The following is a 16,012-nucleotide window of genomic DNA, read 5'->3' on the forward strand; positions in this document are numbered from 1 at the left end:
CGATCATTCCAGCAATTGCGGAAGCTAACCTGCCGCATTGCCTGAAAACGTCAGCGTCATGAACGAGAACAACGCACTCACACCGTTCCGCGTCGACATCCCGCAGACGGACCTCGACGACCTGCGCGACCGGCTGGCGCACACGCGCTGGCCGATCCCCGTGCCGGGCAGGGACGATCGCACCGACTTCAGCCGCGGCATCCCGCTCGCGTACCTGAAGGAGCTCGCCGAGTACTGGCGCGACGGGTTCGACTGGCGTGCGCAGGAGGAGAAGCTCAACGAGCACGAACAGTTCACGACGGTCGTCGACGGCCAGACGTTCCACGTCGTCCACGTTCGATCGGCGAACCCGGAGGCCATCCCGCTGGTCCTGAACCACGGCTGGCCGGGATCGTTCGTCGACTACCAGCGACTCATCCCGCTGCTGACCGACGAGTTCCACGTGGTCGTCCCGGCCCTGCCCGGCTTCGGGTTCTCCACTCCGCTGTCAGGGACCGGCTGGGAGCTGGCGCGGACGACGGAGGCCTACGCCGAGATCATGACGCGTCTCGGCTACCAGAGGTTCGCGGCCCACGGCACCGACGTCGGCGCGGGCACCACCGGCCGCCTCGCGGCGACCTACCCCGAGCGCGTCATCGGCACGCACACCGGCGTCGACCGCCTGTTGCTCGGGTTGCTCGGCGACAAGTTCCCTTTCCCCGAGGGCCTGTCCGATGACGAGGTCGCCCAGATCGAGGCGATGCGCACCGAGCACGCGGCCGATCGCGGGTATCTCCTGATGCAGGACCACCGTCCCGACACGATCGGCGCGGCGCTCACCGACTCGCCGGTCGGTCAGCTCGCGTGGATCGCCGAGAAGTTCAGGACCGGGACCAGCGGCGCCTACCGGACGCCGGACGAGTCGGTCGACCGCGACCAGCTCCTCACCAACGTCAGCCTGTACTGGTTCACCCGCAGCGGGGCGTCGAGCGCGCAGTTCTACTACGAGTCCGAGCACTCCGGACTCGACCTGGTCATGGGCTCCGCCGTGCCGTCCGGCTGGGCCGTGTTCGGCACTCACCCGCTCGTGCGCCGCGCGATGGACCCGTGGAACGCGATCGGCCACTGGAGCGAGTTCGCCGAGGGCGGTCACTTCCCGGCGATGGAAGAGCCGAAGCTGCTCGCGGACGACATCCGCGGCTTCTTCCGCGGCATCTCCTGACCGATCAGGTTTTCGCTCCGCGCCCGTCTGTACGTGTGAGATCGACTCACGAGAGGCTGGCACGATGCGGAAACTGTTCTTCGGCATGAACGTGACCCTGGACGGCTACATCGCCGCGCCCGGCGACGACATCGGCTGGGGCGGACCGAGCGACGAGATGTTCCAGTGGTGGCTCGACCAGGAGCTGGCGAACGACATTTCGCTGTACGGGCGCAAGCTGTGGGAGGCGATGAGCTCCTACTGGCCGACCCGTGACCAGCAGCCCGACGTCACGCCAGCGCAGGCCGAGTACGCGCGGAACTGGCGAGACACGCCGAAGGTGGTGTTCTCCTCGACGATCGACGAGGTCGACTGGAACACCCGCCTGGTCACCGGCGACGCGGTCGCCGAGATCACCCGGCTCCGGGCCGGGGACGGCGGCCCGATGGGCATCGCCGGCGCGACGCTCGCCGGGGCGGCCATGCGGGCCGGGCTGATCGACGAGTACGCCCTGGTGACCTACCCGGTCCTGGTGGGCGCCGGCACGCCGTTCTTCACGGCGCTGGACAGCTGGGTGAACCTGAACCTCGTGGAGACGCGGACGTTTCCCGGCGGCGTGGTGCTGACCCGCTACGAGACGAGGCGATGAGTTCTTCTGGCACCAGAAGCCCCGCCGGCGACGCCGGCGGGGCGGTGGTGTGCCGGCGCACGGGTGATCACAGCGTCGGGGGCAGGTCCAGCCAGGGTGTACCGGCGACGTCGAACCCGGTGAGCTCGGCGATCTTCCCGTCGACGACGTGCAGGACCGCGATGGCGAACAGCCGGTGCTCGGGGGCGTCGGGGGTGCGGAGGTACAGCGCGGCGGCAGGCATGCGGTTGACCGTCGTGGTGATACCGCGCCAGTCGTCGTGGCCGGGCTGGAAGAGCCCACCGGACACCCAGCCGTCCACCGCGTCCTTGGCCGTCGTGACCGAGGTGCCCGCCTCGGGCAGCATGACGAAGCGCAGGTCGTCGCGCAGCAGGGACATCAGCCCGTCGAGGTCGTTGCGCTCGTGGGCGTCGATGTACGACCTCACGACGCCGCGCTCGTCGTTCGACAGCTCGTGGGTGGCGGGGCTCCGCCAGTCCAGGCGCCGGCCGGGCAGCTGCTCGCGCATCGTCACGCGCGCCCGCTGCAGCGCGCTGGTCACCGATGCGACGGTCACCTCGAGCGCGTCGGCGGCCTTCGACGCCGGCCACCCGAGGACGTCGCGCAGGACGAACACCGCCCGCTGCCGCGGCGGCAGGTGCTGGACGGCGACGATGAACGCCAGCTCGATCGTCTCCCGCGCCACCACCGATTCCTGCGGGTCCTCGGGAAGCATCCGGTCGGGGTACGGCTGGAGGTACAGCACCTCGGAGCCGGGCGGCACGGGTGTGCGGTCGTGGCGCTTCTCGAGGAAGTCGAGGCAGACGTTCGTCGCGATCCGGTACAGCCAGGTCCGCACCGCGGCGTGGCCTTTGAACGACTCCCGCTTGTTCCACGCTCGCAGGAACGTCTCCTGCGTCATGTCCTGGGCGTCCTCGTAGTTCGCGAGCATCCGGTAGCAGTGCACCTGCAGCTCACGACGGTGGCGCTCCGTGATGAGCGCGAACCGCGCCGCGTCGCCTGAGCGGGCCGCCGCGATGAACGTGGTCTCGTCGGCGCTCAGCGGTCTGGCGTCGGTCATGGTCGTCGATCCTTCCACCGGTGCGAGAGGGCTGCCAGAACTGACTGTTCGGCGGAGGATTTCTGATCGGTGAGCGCGCGGGTCAGCCGATCGCACGCCGCTCGGCGTTGCGGGCTTCCAGCTGGGCGAACCAGTGCTGTCCCGGTGCGCCGCAGGTGTCGCGGATCTCGTGCTTGAGCTCGTGCGTCTGGGCGTTCAGGAACTGGACCCTGCCGAGTCCGGTGTGCACCTCCGCCCGCAGCTGGTTCCGTCCCCAGGCCAGATGTCCCGCGAGCCCCCGTGCCTCGGCGCGGCCCCGCAAGGCCCGCTGTTCCATGTGGGACACCGTGTCCAACGAGACCCGGGCCGACGAGTAGACGGCGTGGACGACGTCGGCGCAGCGGAACGACTCGACGTGGCAGACCCGCAGCCGCCGGAACTCCACATCGGACCAGACCGGCCTGGTCCACCCGGCCTCCGGGTGCCACGTCCGGCCCGTGGCCTGCGGAGGGGGCGACCACGCGCGGAGCTCCGCCAGGCGTGCCTGCACCTGCAGGACCTGCTGGTGCACCCGCTCGTTGGCGGCACGGACCTCGTGCAGAGTGCGGTCGACCTCCGCGACCGTGTGCCGGATCTCCTCGACGGTGATGGGGTCGGGCCGCGGCCGCCGGTCCCACACCCAGATCGCCACCAGCACCGCGCCGCCGAACACCCCGGCGGTGAAGGCGACCGGCAGATCGGCGCCGGCCTGCCCGGTGGCGGAGGACAACACGAACCCGAGAACGTTCAGAACTCCGAGCAGCGCCGCGCCCAGGTTGAACGTCCACGCCCACCGGGTCGACTGAGGCTCGGAACGTACCCGGCCGTTCTTGCTCAGAACGAGCCGGACCAGGCCCGTCGCCAGGGGCAACGACAAAGCCGCGAACGCCAGCCACTGCGGCAGCACGTCCAGCGAGCCGGCGATCAGGGTGCGCGCCGCCATCGCCGGTGCGAGCAGGACCGTCATCAGGAACGAGAGCAGCGACATCCCGACGCAGGACGCGAACGCCGCGAGCGCACAGCCGCCGTAACCCTTGGTGCTGTCGGACATGGCAGGTTCATCACACCGGCGCGGCTGATCGTTACAGCCCGAACGAACGCGCTGATCGGCGTACGACAGGACGCGGCGCTGTACTTCGGCGCAGGCGGCGTCCTGGTCGTGGTGCCGGCTGCCAGGTGTTCCCGAGACCGGAAGAAGGCCCACACCGGCGATCCGGTTGTAGGGTCGTCCGCGTGGATCTGGAGCACACCGCGGCCCGGCTCGGAGTTCCCGTCGAGGAGGTCGAGCGCGTGCACCGGCTCGCCGGTGATCTGCCGTCCGCTCCCCTGCCCTTCAGCGCCGACGCTCCGGCCTTGCTCGACCGCCTCGCGGTGCCGCCGGAGGACGCCGCCGAGATCATCGCCGGCTGGCCGGTCCCCGACTCTCCACTGTGGACTCCGGAGCTGCGGTGGTTGCTGGACCGCTCGATCGCCCTGGTCCGGGCGGATCTCGGCGGCTTCGAGTGGTTGCCACCCGGTCCGGAGCTGCCGCGCGAACGGGGTCTCGCCTGGCGGCACCTCTACGTCTACGCGTACCTGTCGTTGGTCGGCGTGGTCACGAGGTACCACCGCGAGAACGGCATCGCCGACGCCGTGTCGTGGGCGACCCTCGCGGACCTGGGCCGCAACCTCGCGGTCGACCGGCGGATGCGCGGTGAGGGCTGGCCGGTCATGCAGAGCTGGCTGACGCTGCACACGCGGGGAGGCGTCTACGAGCTCGGCCGCCTGCAGCACCAGCGTGGCGACACCGCCATCTCCCTGCACGTCCCCGACGCGGGACCGCTGACGCCGAAGGCCGTCGACGCGTCGCTCGACGAGGCTCGCGCGTTCTTCCCGCGCCACTTCCCCGGCGAGCGGTACACGACGTTCTCCTGCGGGTCGTGGCTGCTCGACCCGCAACTGCGGGAGCACCTGCCGGAGGACTCCAACATCGTCCGGTTCCAGCAGCGGTTCGAGCTGGAGTCCTATGTGGAACAGGACGTGCCCGACGGCGACGTCGAGGTGCTGCGGTTCGTGTTCCGCACCCTGACAACGCCGCTCGACCGGCTACCGCGCCGCACAGCACTGCAACGCGCGGTCGTCGACCACCTGCAAGCGGGCCGCCACTGGCACTGGCGCACCGGTCGCTTCCCGCTCTGACACCGTTCAGGCGATGTCCTCGAGGGCGAGCCGCGACCAGCTGTCGTCGAGGAGGACGTGCAGGTCGGCGCCGCGACCGCTCACCTCCGCCGACCGCGGCAGCGGCTGCCCGTCCGGCTGGACGAGCCGGAACTCGCCGGTCACGTGGAGGCGGTCGTCGCCCAGTTCACCCACGACCAACCGGTCCCAGTCGGGTCCGTAACCGCCGTACAGCGCGACGCGGGAACCATCGGCCGCGATCGCCTTGGCGCCGTGGACGTCGTTGTGCCAAGCGGTGATGGTGCCGTCGTGGATCCGGACCACCGGGAAGTCGGTGTAGTAGCAGGTCCAGGTCGTGTTGTTGCCGACGTTGAGCGCGTAGCAGTCGCTGATCGCGTCCCACCCGCCGAAGCCGTACGGGAAGCGCCACTCCTGGGCGAACCCGGTGGAGAACCGCGTCAGCCCACACGACCCCATGGGCGACGGGCTGCCGTCCCTACCCCAGCCGTAGTTGCCGTAGACGCCTTCGTCGAAGTAGCCCACCCAGACCTCGCCCCGGCGGGTCGCCTGCACGTGCTCGATGCCATCGCCCAGGATGTGCTCGCTCAGCACCGCCCCCTCGTGGTCGAACACGATCGCGTTGCGCTCCGCACCCTGCGGCAGCCACCGGCAGCGTGCGCCCACGACCAGGACCTGGCCGTCGGGCATCGGCTGCACCATGGGGTGCGCCACCGGCAGTCCGGGGAGGTGGGTGGTGATGACGCTGTCCGCCACGTGCACCGTCACCCGCGCCCCTGCCGACCGTGACGCCCTGGAATCGGGGAACCTGGCCGTACCCGCCAGCGTCGTCGCCGAGGTCAGCGCCTCCAGGTCCGCGGGCGACGACCACAGCGCCACGACGTCGTCCGCCGGGCCCACCGACGCGGACACCCGCACGTCGCCCTGCAGCGGCGGCAGGAGCGGCGCGTGATGCCGCGCCTCGATGGTCGGCAGTGCCAGCACCTCGGCACGCCGTGCCGCGCTCCGCTGCTCCCAATCTGCGTTCACCAGCGCATTCGATCACACCGAGGCAAGCGGATTCGTCACGGCAGTGTGCCGTTGCGGCGCAGGTGGTTCCGCGCGTGTTCGATGGCCTCCGGCGTGCTGGCGAACATGTGCACGCCGTGGGTCTCCAGCTGGCGGCGGTGTTCGTCGCGCACGCCGGAGAGCAGCACGGTGACGCCCCTGCGCTCCAGCCGTTCGACGGCGTCACGCAGGACCAACACCCCGGTGCCGTCCATTGTGGACACGTGGGACATCCGCAGGATCACCACGGAGACCACCGCTATCTCGGTGAGCTCCAGCAGGAAGCGGTGTGCCGCGGCGAAGAACAGCGGTCCGTCCAGCCGGTAGGCGACGATGTGCTGGGCGAGCAGTTCGTGCTCCTCCCGGGTGTGGTCGCCGGGCTCCAGCGGTTCCTCGTCGATCCGTGCCGACCTGGCGACGGCTCGCAGCGCCAGCGCTCCGGCCACGACCAGGCCGACGATGACGGCGGTGACCAGGTCCAGTGCCAGCGTCGCGATCGCGGTGAGGGCGAGCACCACGGCGTCGGAGCGGTTCGCTCGCATCAGCACCCGGACGGAACCGACCTCGACCATCCGCACCGCGGTGGCGAGCAGGACTCCGGCCAGCACGGCCAACGGGATGCGACCGACCAACGGTGCCGCGGCCAGCATGATGACGGCGAGCGTCACGGCGTGCACCAGGGCCGCCAGTCGCGAGGTCGCGCCGGACCGGACGTTGACCGCGGTCCTGGCGATCGCCGCGGTCGCGGGCACGCCGCCGAACATCGGCGTGATGACGTTCGCGATGCCCTGGCCGAAGAGTTCGCGGTCCGGGTCGTGCCGCTGGTTCACGCTCATGCCGTCGGCGACCGTCGCGGACAGCAGACTCTCCAGCGCGGCGAGTGCGGCCACCGCGATCGCGGACGGCAGCAGCGTCCACAGCGCGCCCAAGTCCAGAAAGGACAGCGACGGCGCTGGTAGCAACGCCGGCAACGTGCCGATTCGAGGCACGGGAAGGGACCAGATCTCCGCCACCACCGTGCCCGCCGCGACGGCCAGCAGCGAGAACGGGATCGCCGGTCTCCAGCGCGCCGACCAGCATGATCACGACGACACCGCCCGCGAGGGCGACGGCGGGCAGAGCCGGGCCGGACCCGAACGCGCGGATGGCGTTCAGCACGACGTTGTGCCCGTCGGGGGTGGGCACACCGAGTGCGGCGGGGATCTGTTGCAGCGCGATGACCGCGGCGATTCCGAGGGTGAAGCCCTCGACCACCGGAGCCGGCACGTACCGCATGTAACGCCCGGCTCTGGCCGCCGCCAGCGCGAGAAGCAGCACGCCCGCGAGCAGGCCGACGGTCAGCACGCCGCCCGGCCCGAACGTCGCGACGATCGGCACCAGTACCACGGTCATCGCGCCGGTGGGCCCGGACACCTGAAGGCTGGAGCCGCCGAAGATCGCGGCCAACGTGCCCGCGACGATCGCCGTCGCCAATCCCGCGGCGGCACCGAGGCCCGACGCGACGCCGAACCCCAGTGCCAGCGGCAACGCCACGACCGCGACTGTCAGACCTGCGACGACATCTCTCGATGTGGCGGCCGACCAGTCGGCCTTCGCGGGCAGGAAGGCTCTCACGCGGAGTCCTCGCGCAACCGGGCGAGCAACTCGTTCTGCCCGGCCAGCAGCTCGGTGAGGATCCTCCTGGCCGCCTTCATCAGATCGGCCACGTCCGCGCCCGCGAGCGCGTACACCACCGTCGACCCTTCGCGGGTCGCCGTCACGATGCCGGACCTGCGCAGGACGGCCAGCTGCGCGGACAGGTTGGACGGCTCGACCTCGATCTCGGCCAGCAGGTCACGCACCGCCTTCGGGCCGTCCTGCAACAACTCCAGCACTCGGATGCGCACCGGGTGGCCGAGCATCCGGAAGAACTCGGCCTTCGCCTGGTACAGCGGAACCGGCACCGCTCAGCCCTCCTCGGGCGCGCCGACCGGCACCCCGTGTTCCGCCGCCAGGCGCCGCAGGTTGGCGAGATCCGCGCGGTGCACGTCCGCCGCGTACTCGTCCTGCTGCTCCACCGCCCGCCGCACCGCTTGTTCCGCCTGCTCGACGCGGATGAGCAGGCTGTCCACGAACTCGTTCACGGAACCACGACCTGTCGACTTGAAGAATTCTTCAATTCGACACTCTACAACTCCGTCAACTGAACTCGACGTCGGTCACGCCTGCGACCGCGCGGACCAGCACATCGACCACGTGCCGTTCGGTGGCGCTGTTCCCCTTGTCCACGATGGACACCTTGCCTCCGGCCACCGCGACCTGCCACCGCTGCGCGCCACCGACCATGGCGAGCCGGTTGTGGATCTCGGCCTCGACGACCCAGTCCGCGCGGGTGATCGAGCGCAGCATGTCCCGGCGGGTCACGATCCCCGCGAGGTGGCCCTCGTGCACGACCGGCACGCTGCGCACGTCGTGTTCGAGCATCAGGTCGGCGACCTCGGCCAGGTCGGTGTTCGGGCTCACGGTCACCGGGGACTTCGTCATCGCCTGGGCGACCACGTCCGCGGGCGCCTGCCTGGCTTCGACGGGTTCGCCGTGCACGAGCCGTCTCGGGTCCTGCGGAAGGCGGTTCCGCAGCAGATCGGCTTCGCTGACCATGCCGACCAGCGCGCCGAACGCGTCGACCACTGGCAGGGCAGTGAAACCGCGATCGGCGATCAGCCTGGCGGCGTCACGCGCCGGTGTGTCCTGTTCGACGACCACGACGTCCGTCGTCATCACATCTCGAGTCCTCATGACGCTCCTCAGCCGAAGATCTCGGTCTGGCGGGTGTGCGTGGTGTCGTTCCACCCCGCCCGCAGCTGGTTGTGCACGTCCACCACGCCTGGCAGGGCGCGCACGAGGTGTTCGGCGATCTCGACCTCGCTCTGCCGCTCCAGCTGCCCCTGCACGGTCACCACGCCGTCGGTCACCGCGACGTAGAGGGAGTCGGGGTCGACCCACAGCACCCGGCCGAAGACCTCGTCGCGGATCGTCGTGCGCAGTTCGTCGTCCTCACGCACGAAGAGCTTCAGCAGGTCGCGGCGGGACAGCACGCCGGCAAGCGCGCCATCGGAGTCCACGACGAAGAGCCTGCGCACACCGGCGGCCGCCAGTTCGCGGGCGGCGGCGCTCGCGGCGAGGTCCGCCGGGACGCTCTTCACCGGCGACGTCATCACGTCGCGGGCGGTCACCCCGCTCGCCTGTTCCCAGCGGTGCTTCGTCGCGCGGCCCGTGAACAGACCGGGTGCTTCTTCGGTGCCGCCGCGGAACTCCTCCTTGGGCAGCAGGTCGGCTTCCGAGACGACGCCGACCGGAAAGCCACCGTCGAGCACCGGGACCGCGCTGATCTTGTTGTCCTCCAGCAGCTGCACGAGCTCCTTGAACGAGCACTCGACGTCTGCGGTGATCACCTCACGGGTCATCAGCGAGGCGACTGTCGGTTCACGCATGACACCCTCCGGCGGTCCTTGGTTCGTATGTGACCAAGCCTCGTCGGCGACGCGGCGGGCAGACACCTGCCAAGGGCGTGGGCGGCTCGGGACGTTCCGACCCCTCCCGGAGGACCGAAGGACCCTGCGCACCAACTCGGTGAGTGCCTCGGATCCCGGCCAGACCGGGACGTAGGCCCCTCTCCAGCGGCCGCTCGTGCTGCGAGCTTCACAGCAGGACTTCAACGTGGAGGTGAGCGGGATGGACCGCGGTCAGCCCGACGAGACGACGGTACGAGCGGCGGTAGCACTGGCGGGACGAGCGCCGTCGGTGCACAACTCCCAGCCGTGGCGCTGGGAGGTCGGCGCACACAGCCTCCACCTGTACGCCGACCGCACACGCGGCCTGCCCGCGACGGATCCGCTGGGCGCCGACCTGGTCATCAGCTGCGGGGCCGCGTTGCACCACCTGCGAGTCGGGCTCGCCGCACTCGGCTGGCGCGCGAAGGTCCACCGGCTGCCCAACCCGGCCCTGCCCGACCACCTCGCGGCGATCGAGTTCGAGTCGTCCGAGCCGAGGGAGCCGCACGTCGCGCTCGCGGCGTCGATTCCCCGCAGGCGCAGCGATCGCCGCGCGTTCTCCTCCTGGCCCGCTCCCGACGAGATCCTCCAGCAACTCGTGGCGATCGCCCGCTCCGAAGGGGTGGACGCCCACGTCGTCACCGGCAAGGCGCACGACGAACTCCTGATCGCCATCGGCAAGGCGGCCGCGATCCAGGAGGCCGATCCGGCCTACCAAGCCGAGATCCGGCAGTGGAGCGGCGTGTATCCCGGGGCGTCGGCGGGTGTTCCCGCGGCGAACATCCCGGCTGGGTCGCGGCAGTACGGCAACCTCACGATGCGCGAGTTCGCGCCGGGATCGTTGCTGCAAGGTGGCCCCAGCCTGCTCGGCGAGGACGCGGGAACGCTCCTCGTGCTCAGCACGTCGTCCGACGACGACCTGTCGCGCCTGCGGGCCGGCGAAGCGGCCAGCGCGGTGCTGCTGGAAGCCACCGCCGCGGGTCTGGCGACGTGCCCGCTCAGCCAGCCGCTGGAGATCGTGGAGACCAGGGACCTGGTGCGCGACGAGGTCCTCGGCGGCGCCTCCTGCCCGCAACTGGTGATCCGCGTCGGCTGGGCCGCGTTCAACTCCGACCCGTTGCCCGCCACGCCCCGCCGTCCCGTCATCGACCTTCTCCGCGACCAGGAGCAGAAGTGACCACCTTCATCCGCGACTTCAGCACGCTCACCAAGACCGACACCTCCGTCGCCGGTGGCAAGGGCGCCAACCTCGGCGAACTCACCCGCGCCGGGCTCCCGGTGCCACCCGGCTTCGTCGTCACCGCCCAGGCGTTCCTGACGTCCATGAGCCAGGTCCGCGACGACCTCGCCGCAGAGCTCACGATCGCGCTCGACCGCGGCACCTCGCCGCAGCGGCTGGAGGAGTCCGCCGAACGGATGCGCGAACTCGTGCGCAAGGCGGGCGTCTCCGACGACGTGCGGCACGCGGTGTTGCAGGCGTACCGCGACCTCGGCCAGGACGAGTCCGTCGCGGTCCGGTCCTCGGCCACGTCGGAGGACACCGCCGGCTCGTCGTTCGCGGGAATGAACAGCACGTTCACCAACACTCGAGGCGCGCACGGCGTGCTGGACCGGCTGCTGGACTGCTGGGTGTCGTTGTTCGGCACGCGCTCGATCGCCTACCGGGCCGAACAGGGCATCACCGACGAGCCCGCGATCGCCGTCGTGGTGCAGAGGATGGTGAACTCCGAACGCTCCGGCGTCATGTTCACCGCCGACCCCTCCAGCGGCGACCGCGACAAGTTGCTCGTCGAGGCCTCCTTCGGGCTCGGCGAGGTGGTGGTCAGCGGTTCGGTCGAACCCGACACGTACGTGTTGCGCCGCAACGGCGACGCGGTGTCCCTTGTGGACACTCGCGTCGGACGCAAGTCGCACAAGATCGTGCGAGGCGCCAACGGCAACGACGAGCGGATCGACCTCACCACCGAGGAATCGCACGCTCAGGTGCTCACCGACGCCGAGGCCGTCGCGATCGGGCAGCTGGGCATGCGCGTGCAGCGGCACTACGGCGAACCTCAGGACACCGAGTGGGCCATCGCCGACGGCAAGACGTGGCTCGTGCAGTCCCGGCCGATCACGACGTTGCCGGACGAGACCGTCGCGTCGACAGGCCCGTTGGTCGCCGGGCTCGCCGCGTCTCCGGGCATCGCCTCAGGCCGCGTTCGCGTGCTGCGCTCCCCCGACGAGGGTGGCCGGTTGCGGGACGGCGAGGTGCTGGTCGCCGAGATGACCAACCCGGACTGGGTGCCGACGATGCGCCGGGCGTCCGCGGTGGTCACCGACGGCGGCGGCATCACGTGTCACGCCGCGATCGTGGCCCGCGAACTGCGTGTGCCGTGCGTGGTCGGTACCGGTTCGGCCACCACGGTGCTGAAGGAAGGCCAGCTGATCACCGTCGACGGCAGCTCCGGCGAGGTCCGTTCCGGCTCGGCGCCGATCACCACGGCGCCCCGCATCGTCGCCCCGGCGGTGCCGGCGACCGAAGCCCTCGGCACGCGCGTGTACGTGAACCTCGCGCTGCCCGAGCACGCCGCCGAGGTCGCCGCGATGCCGGTGGACGGCGTCGGCCTGCTGCGCGCGGAGTTCATGCTCACCGAAGCGCTCGGCGCCGAGCACCCTCGCCGGTTCCTCGCGCAGCGCGGTCCCGATGACTTCATCAACGCCATGGCGTCGTCGCTGCTGCAGATCACCCACGCGTTCGCGCCGCGCCCGGTCGTGTATCGGACGATGGACTTCCGCACCAATGAGTTCCGCGAGCTCGCCGGCGGTGAGGAGTTCGAGAAGCACGAGCACAACCCGATGATCGGCTATCGCGGCTGTTACCGGTACGTCGACGACCCGATGCTGTTCGCGCTGGAGCTCGAAACCCTGTCCAGGGTGCGGGAGCAGACGCCGAACCTGCACCTGATGATCCCGTTCGTCCGCACCAAGTGGGAGCTCGAAGCCTGCCTGGAGCAGATCGACCGCAGCCCGCTCGGCCGCCACCGCGGCCTGCACCGGTGGGTGATGGCCGAGGTTCCCTCGGTGGCGTACTGGATTCCCGAGTACGCGCGGTCCGGCATCGACGGGGTTTCCATCGGCAGCAACGACCTCACGCAGCTGATGCTCGGCGTCGACCGCGACTCCGAACTGTGCGCGGACCTGTTCGACGAGTCCGACCCCGCCGTGCTCGACATGATCGGCCGCATCGTCGGCGCCGCGTCCGACGCGGGCATCACCTCGTCGCTGTGCGGACAGGCGCCCTCCAACAAGCCGGAGTTCGCCGAGAAGCTCGTGGAGTTCGGCATCACCTCGATCTCGGTCAACCCGGACGCGGTACCCGCCGCCAGGGCTGCGATCGGATCGGCCGAACGGCGGTTGTTGTTGCGGCAGAAGCGTTAGCGCCAGAGCAAACAGGGCCGCTCAACGGAGCCGAAAGTCCCTGTTGCCTGGAAACACCATTGAGGACGCTGGAGAACGGCGGCGGCGCGCGGCGCAGATTGTCACGATCAAACCGAACCGCGTCGCCGCCCCTGCGGTGTTCTCCCTTGCTCAGGAGGCACCCATGACCACCACCCGCGTTGCCATCAACGGTTTCGGCCGAATCGGCCGAGACGTCCTGCGCGCCGCTTTCGACCGGCGCGACACGGCGATCGAGATCGTCGCCGTCAACGACATCACCAGCCCGGAAACCCTGGCGCACCTGCTCGCCTACGACTCGACGTACGGACCGTGGAGCAAGCACGTCTCCGTCGAACACGACACCCTCACCGTGGACGGTCACAGCATCCTGGTGACCGCGCAGCCGGACCCGCAGAACCTGAACTGGGACCAGCTCGGAGTCGACATCGTCATCGAGGCGTCGGGGCGGTTCCGCACCCGTGAGACCGCGGGCGTCCACCTCGCACGCGGTGCGCGCAAGGTCATCATCACCGCTCCTGGCAAGGATGTCGACGCGACGATCGTCCTGGGCGTCAACGACGACGTCTACGACGCGAGCAAGCACCACATCATCTCGAACGCCTCCTGCACCACCAACTGCGCCGCCCCGATGGCCGCCGTGCTGAACGACGCGTTCGGCATCGTCGAGGGCCTGATGACGACGATCCACAGCTACACCGGCGACCAGGCGTTGCTCGACCGGCCGCACAAGGACCTGCGCCGGGCCCGTTCCGCCGCGGTGAACATCATCCCGACCTCCACCGGTGCCGCCCGCGCGATCGGGCAGGTGATCCCGGCGCTGGACGGCAAACTCGACGGCCTGGCCGTGCGGGTGCCCGTCGAGGACGGCTCGCTCACCGATCTCACCGTGCGCCTGGCCGAGCAGGCGACCGCGGGACAGGTCAACCGCGCGTTCGCGGAAGCGGCCGAACGACACCTCAAGGGAATCCTGCGCTACACCACGGATCCCGTCGTGTCGCGGGACATCATCGGCGATCCGGCGTCGTGCGTGTTCGACTCCTCGCTCACCAAGGTGCGGGGACACGTGGTGAAGGTGATGGGCTGGTACGACAACGAGTGGGGCTACGCCAACCGCACGCTGGACCTCACCGACCGCGTCGCGCGGACCATGCCGTGACCACCGCCCTGGACAGCCTGCCGTTGCTCACAGGTCTGTCACCGACTCAGCGCGCAGCCGTCGCCGGCGTCAGCACGGTCGAGACGTACGCGCCTGGCCACCGGTTGTTCGACGAGGGTGGCGTCGCCGACCGCTGCTGGGTCGTGCTCACCGGGTGCGTCATGATCGACCACACGACACCGGGCAGCGGCCGCGTGGCGTTGCAAAGCCTCGGCCACGGCGAACTGGTCGGCTGGTCGTGGGCCATGCCTCCGCACCGCTGGCACTTCGGCGCCACCGTCGTGTCGCCGACCCGAGCGGTCGTGGTGGACGCGGTGAGGCTGCGCGAGCTGGCCGACGCCGATCCCGAACTCGGCTACCGCGTCGCGCTGGTCATGCTCGAGACGCTGGTCGAGCGCCTGCAGACCACCCGGATCCGGCTGCTCGACCTGCAACGCCAACCGTGACGCGACGGAGCCGGACACCTCCAGGGTGCCCGGCTCCGTCAGCGGCTCGCCGCCTCGATGTCGACGAGCGCGTCCGCGATGCCCGTGCTCCACTTCTCGATCGCGGCCCAGTCGCGGAAGTCTCCGAACCGGCCGCCCACCGCCCGGAACACGAACGCCCCGAACCAGCCGAAGGCGCCCGGTGTGACGACACCGGAGAACAACCGGTGTTCGATCGGCTCGACGTCGTCGAGCAAGGCCGCCAGCACATCGGCTTCCGTGAGCAGGACCCACTTGCGCAACGGTCCGCGCAGGGCTCCGGGCAGGCCGACGCTGAACAACCACACCGGCTTGCCGTACAGCGCCTTCCGGTGCTGTGCCAGGAAGGCCGCGCCAGAGGGAAGCCATGCCTGGTCGCGCACCGCACTGCCGACGACGAAGGCGTCGTGGACCTGGGGGTCGGTGACCTCGTCGACCGCGCACACCACCACCTCGTGCCCGCCTGCCTGCAACGATCCCGCGATCCGCTCAGCGACGCCGGCCGTCGACCCCGCCACGGTCGCATACGCCACCAGCACCTTCACGACGCCACCTCCGATCGCGCCGGCTCGCCGGCACCCGCGTCGAAGCGGAACGGCGGGCAGGCGTCGGTCACCGACCCGGCGCAGGCGATGCCGAACATCGCCGGACGGCCGGTCGTCGAGGTCGTCATCGTTACCTCCTCTGACGACCAGCCTCGCGCGCGAACCGGCCCGCCACGAGTAACCGGCGGCCCGTCGCCGCGGGGCACAAGGGCTCTGTCCACGCCTGACCAGCAGCCCGATGGTGTTGGTATGACTGAGATCCTCGTCGCCTACGCGACCAAGATGGGTGCCACCAAGGAAATCGCCGAAGCGATCGCCACCCGGATCCGTTCGGCGTCGCACGAGGTCGTCGTCCTGGACGCCGGGGATGTCGGCTCCGTCGAGCCCTACAAGGCGGTCGTGCTCGGCAGCGCGCTGTACGCGGGCCGGTGGCGGCGGGAAGCGGTGAAGCTGTTGACCCGCAACGAGAAGCTCCTGCACACCCGGCCGTTGTGGCTCTTCCACAGCGGACCGCTCGGCAGCGACGTCACGCCGCAGCAGGCGCCGCGCAAGGTGCGCGAGATCGCCGCGCGCATCGGTGCGGACGAACCCATCACCTTCGGCGGCAGGCTCACGCCGGAGAGCGCTGCCGGCTTCATCGCCAGGAAGATGGCGCAGGGCCCGATGGCGGGCGACTTCCGGGACTGGGACGAGATCGACCGCTGGGCGTACACGATCGCCCAGCGGCTCGTCGCGGCGCGCTGACTC

The 16,012-nt window shown here is 70.3% G+C and carries 18 protein-coding genes and 1 pseudogene; 8 read left to right on the top strand and 11 right to left on the bottom strand.

Annotated elements, in window-relative coordinates; translation table 11 throughout:
• Positions 1-58 precede the first annotated feature (58 nt).
• A complete protein-coding gene (locus BM417_RS06100; protein ID WP_093588795.1) occupies positions 59-1,201 on the top strand; it encodes an epoxide hydrolase family protein in 1,143 nt (380 codons plus the stop codon).
• 64 nt (positions 1,202-1,265) lie between these two features.
• Positions 1,266-1,829: a dihydrofolate reductase family protein gene (locus tag BM417_RS06105; protein ID WP_093588796.1), complete on the top strand. Its 564-nt coding sequence runs from the start codon at positions 1,266-1,268 to the stop codon at positions 1,827-1,829.
• Positions 1,830-1,896: 67 nt separating this feature from the next.
• On the opposite strand, the gene BM417_RS06110 is transcribed toward BM417_RS06105, so the two are convergent.
• Both BM417_RS06110 and BM417_RS06115 read right to left on the bottom strand, forming a co-directional pair.
• Positions 1,897-2,889 (bottom strand): RNA polymerase subunit sigma-70, encoded by a 993-nt coding sequence (locus BM417_RS06110; protein ID WP_093590747.1) that lies wholly within the window; start codon positions 2,887-2,889, stop codon positions 1,897-1,899.
• Between the two features lie 82 nt (positions 2,890-2,971).
• The gene (locus BM417_RS06115; protein WP_093588797.1) at positions 2,972-3,958 is read right to left on the bottom strand and encodes a flagellar biosynthesis protein FlhF; all 987 of its coding nucleotides are present in this window, start codon (positions 3,956-3,958) and stop codon (positions 2,972-2,974) included.
• 182 nt (positions 3,959-4,140) lie between these two features.
• Here BM417_RS06115 and BM417_RS06120 point away from each other — a divergent pair, with 182 nt between their 5' ends.
• Positions 4,141-5,085: an acyltransferase domain-containing protein gene (locus BM417_RS06120; protein WP_093588798.1), complete on the top strand. Its 945-nt coding sequence runs from the start codon at positions 4,141-4,143 to the stop codon at positions 5,083-5,085.
• A 6-nt stretch (positions 5,086-5,091) separates the two neighbouring features.
• Here the strand turns inward: BM417_RS06120 and BM417_RS06125 are convergent, their stop codons facing one another.
• From BM417_RS06125 to BM417_RS06145, 7 genes and pseudogenes are all read right to left on the bottom strand, one after another.
• Positions 5,092-6,111, bottom strand: coding sequence for a hypothetical protein (locus BM417_RS06125; protein WP_143138528.1), 1,020 nt, complete (start codon positions 6,109-6,111; stop codon positions 5,092-5,094).
• Positions 6,112-6,146: 35 nt separating this feature from the next.
• Positions 6,147-7,145 (bottom strand): SulP family inorganic anion transporter, encoded by a 999-nt coding sequence (locus tag BM417_RS50100; RefSeq protein WP_322788940.1) that lies wholly within the window; start codon positions 7,143-7,145, stop codon positions 6,147-6,149.
• 115 nt (positions 7,146-7,260) lie between these two features.
• Positions 7,261-7,743 (bottom strand): annotated as a pseudogene (locus tag BM417_RS50105) (SulP family inorganic anion transporter); the annotation flags it as partial.
• A complete protein-coding gene (locus tag BM417_RS06135; protein WP_093588800.1) occupies positions 7,740-8,072 on the bottom strand; it encodes an ArsR/SmtB family transcription factor in 333 nt (110 codons plus the stop codon). The gene BM417_RS06135 and the pseudogene BM417_RS50105, both read right to left, overlap by 4 nt.
• A 3-nt stretch (positions 8,073-8,075) precedes the next feature.
• A complete protein-coding gene (locus tag BM417_RS47620; protein WP_177320309.1) occupies positions 8,076-8,252 on the bottom strand; it encodes a hypothetical protein in 177 nt (58 codons plus the stop codon).
• A 55-nt stretch (positions 8,253-8,307) separates the two neighbouring features.
• Positions 8,308-8,904, bottom strand: coding sequence for a CBS domain-containing protein (locus BM417_RS06140; protein ID WP_093588801.1), 597 nt, complete (start codon positions 8,902-8,904; stop codon positions 8,308-8,310).
• A gap of 8 nt (positions 8,905-8,912) precedes the next feature.
• Positions 8,913-9,599: a CBS domain-containing protein gene (locus tag BM417_RS06145; RefSeq protein WP_093588802.1), complete on the bottom strand. Its 687-nt coding sequence runs from the start codon at positions 9,597-9,599 to the stop codon at positions 8,913-8,915.
• Between the two features lie 241 nt (positions 9,600-9,840).
• On the opposite strand from BM417_RS06145, the gene BM417_RS06150 reads away from it, so the two are divergent.
• From BM417_RS06150 to BM417_RS06165, 4 genes are all read left to right on the top strand, one after another.
• Entirely contained in the window at positions 9,841-10,836 is a 996-nt protein-coding gene (locus BM417_RS06150) for an Acg family FMN-binding oxidoreductase (RefSeq protein WP_093590750.1), read from the top strand.
• Positions 10,833-13,079, top strand: a complete 2,247-nt coding sequence (ppsA, locus tag BM417_RS06155) for a phosphoenolpyruvate synthase (RefSeq protein WP_093588803.1) — start codon at positions 10,833-10,835, stop codon at positions 13,077-13,079. Before BM417_RS06150 ends, ppsA begins: the two co-directional genes overlap by 4 nt.
• A gap of 163 nt (positions 13,080-13,242) precedes the next feature.
• Complete coding sequence (gap, locus tag BM417_RS06160) at positions 13,243-14,256, top strand: type I glyceraldehyde-3-phosphate dehydrogenase (RefSeq protein ID WP_093588804.1); 1,014 nt, start codon at positions 13,243-13,245, stop codon at positions 14,254-14,256.
• On the top strand, positions 14,253-14,702 hold the full coding sequence (locus BM417_RS06165) for a Crp/Fnr family transcriptional regulator (RefSeq protein ID WP_177320310.1): 450 nt from the start codon (positions 14,253-14,255) through the stop codon (positions 14,700-14,702). The genes gap and BM417_RS06165 overlap by 4 nt, the downstream gene beginning before the upstream one ends.
• A 38-nt stretch (positions 14,703-14,740) precedes the next feature.
• Here the strand turns inward: BM417_RS06165 and BM417_RS47625 are convergent, their stop codons facing one another.
• Complete coding sequence (locus BM417_RS47625) at positions 14,741-15,265, bottom strand: flavodoxin domain-containing protein (RefSeq protein ID WP_177320311.1); 525 nt, start codon at positions 15,263-15,265, stop codon at positions 14,741-14,743.
• Positions 15,262-15,393 (bottom strand): hypothetical protein, encoded by a 132-nt coding sequence (locus BM417_RS49820; protein ID WP_281251295.1) that lies wholly within the window; start codon positions 15,391-15,393, stop codon positions 15,262-15,264. The genes BM417_RS47625 and BM417_RS49820 overlap by 4 nt, the downstream gene beginning before the upstream one ends.
• Before the next feature lie 121 nt (positions 15,394-15,514).
• Here BM417_RS49820 and BM417_RS06175 point away from each other — a divergent pair, with 121 nt between their 5' ends.
• On the top strand, positions 15,515-16,009 hold the full coding sequence (locus tag BM417_RS06175) for a flavodoxin domain-containing protein (RefSeq protein WP_093588807.1): 495 nt from the start codon (positions 15,515-15,517) through the stop codon (positions 16,007-16,009).
• The last annotated feature ends 3 nt before the right edge of the window (positions 16,010-16,012 follow it).

Origin of the sequence: Lentzea waywayandensis (assembly GCF_900115955.1) — a bacterium.
In the GTDB taxonomy this organism is placed as follows: Bacteria; Actinomycetota; Actinomycetes; order Mycobacteriales; family Pseudonocardiaceae; genus Lentzea; species Lentzea waywayandensis.

What these genes read in the sequence shown, in the direction of transcription:
- BM417_RS06150 (WP_093590750.1), top strand. Translation starts at nt 9,841, where the DNA reads ATGGACCGCGGTCAGCCCGACGAGACGACGGTACGAGCGGCGGTAGCA.
- gap (WP_093588804.1), top strand. Translation starts at nt 13,243, where the DNA reads ATGACCACCACCCGCGTTGCCATCAACGGTTTCGGCCGAATCGGCCGA.
- BM417_RS49820 (WP_281251295.1), bottom strand. Translation starts at nt 15,393, where the DNA reads ATGACGACCTCGACGACCGGCCGTCCGGCGATGTTCGGCATCGCCTGC.
- BM417_RS06105 (WP_093588796.1), top strand. Translation starts at nt 1,266, where the DNA reads ATGCGGAAACTGTTCTTCGGCATGAACGTGACCCTGGACGGCTACATC.
- BM417_RS06175 (WP_093588807.1), top strand. Translation starts at nt 15,515, where the DNA reads ATGACTGAGATCCTCGTCGCCTACGCGACCAAGATGGGTGCCACCAAG.
- BM417_RS06140 (WP_093588801.1), bottom strand. Translation starts at nt 8,904, where the DNA reads ATGAGGACTCGAGATGTGATGACGACGGACGTCGTGGTCGTCGAACAG.
- BM417_RS06100 (WP_093588795.1), top strand. Translation starts at nt 59, where the DNA reads ATGAACGAGAACAACGCACTCACACCGTTCCGCGTCGACATCCCGCAG.
- BM417_RS06145 (WP_093588802.1), bottom strand. Translation starts at nt 9,599, where the DNA reads ATGCGTGAACCGACAGTCGCCTCGCTGATGACCCGTGAGGTGATCACC.
- BM417_RS06110 (WP_093590747.1), bottom strand. Translation starts at nt 2,889, where the DNA reads ATGACCGACGCCAGACCGCTGAGCGCCGACGAGACCACGTTCATCGCG.
- BM417_RS06115 (WP_093588797.1), bottom strand. Translation starts at nt 3,958, where the DNA reads ATGTCCGACAGCACCAAGGGTTACGGCGGCTGTGCGCTCGCGGCGTTC.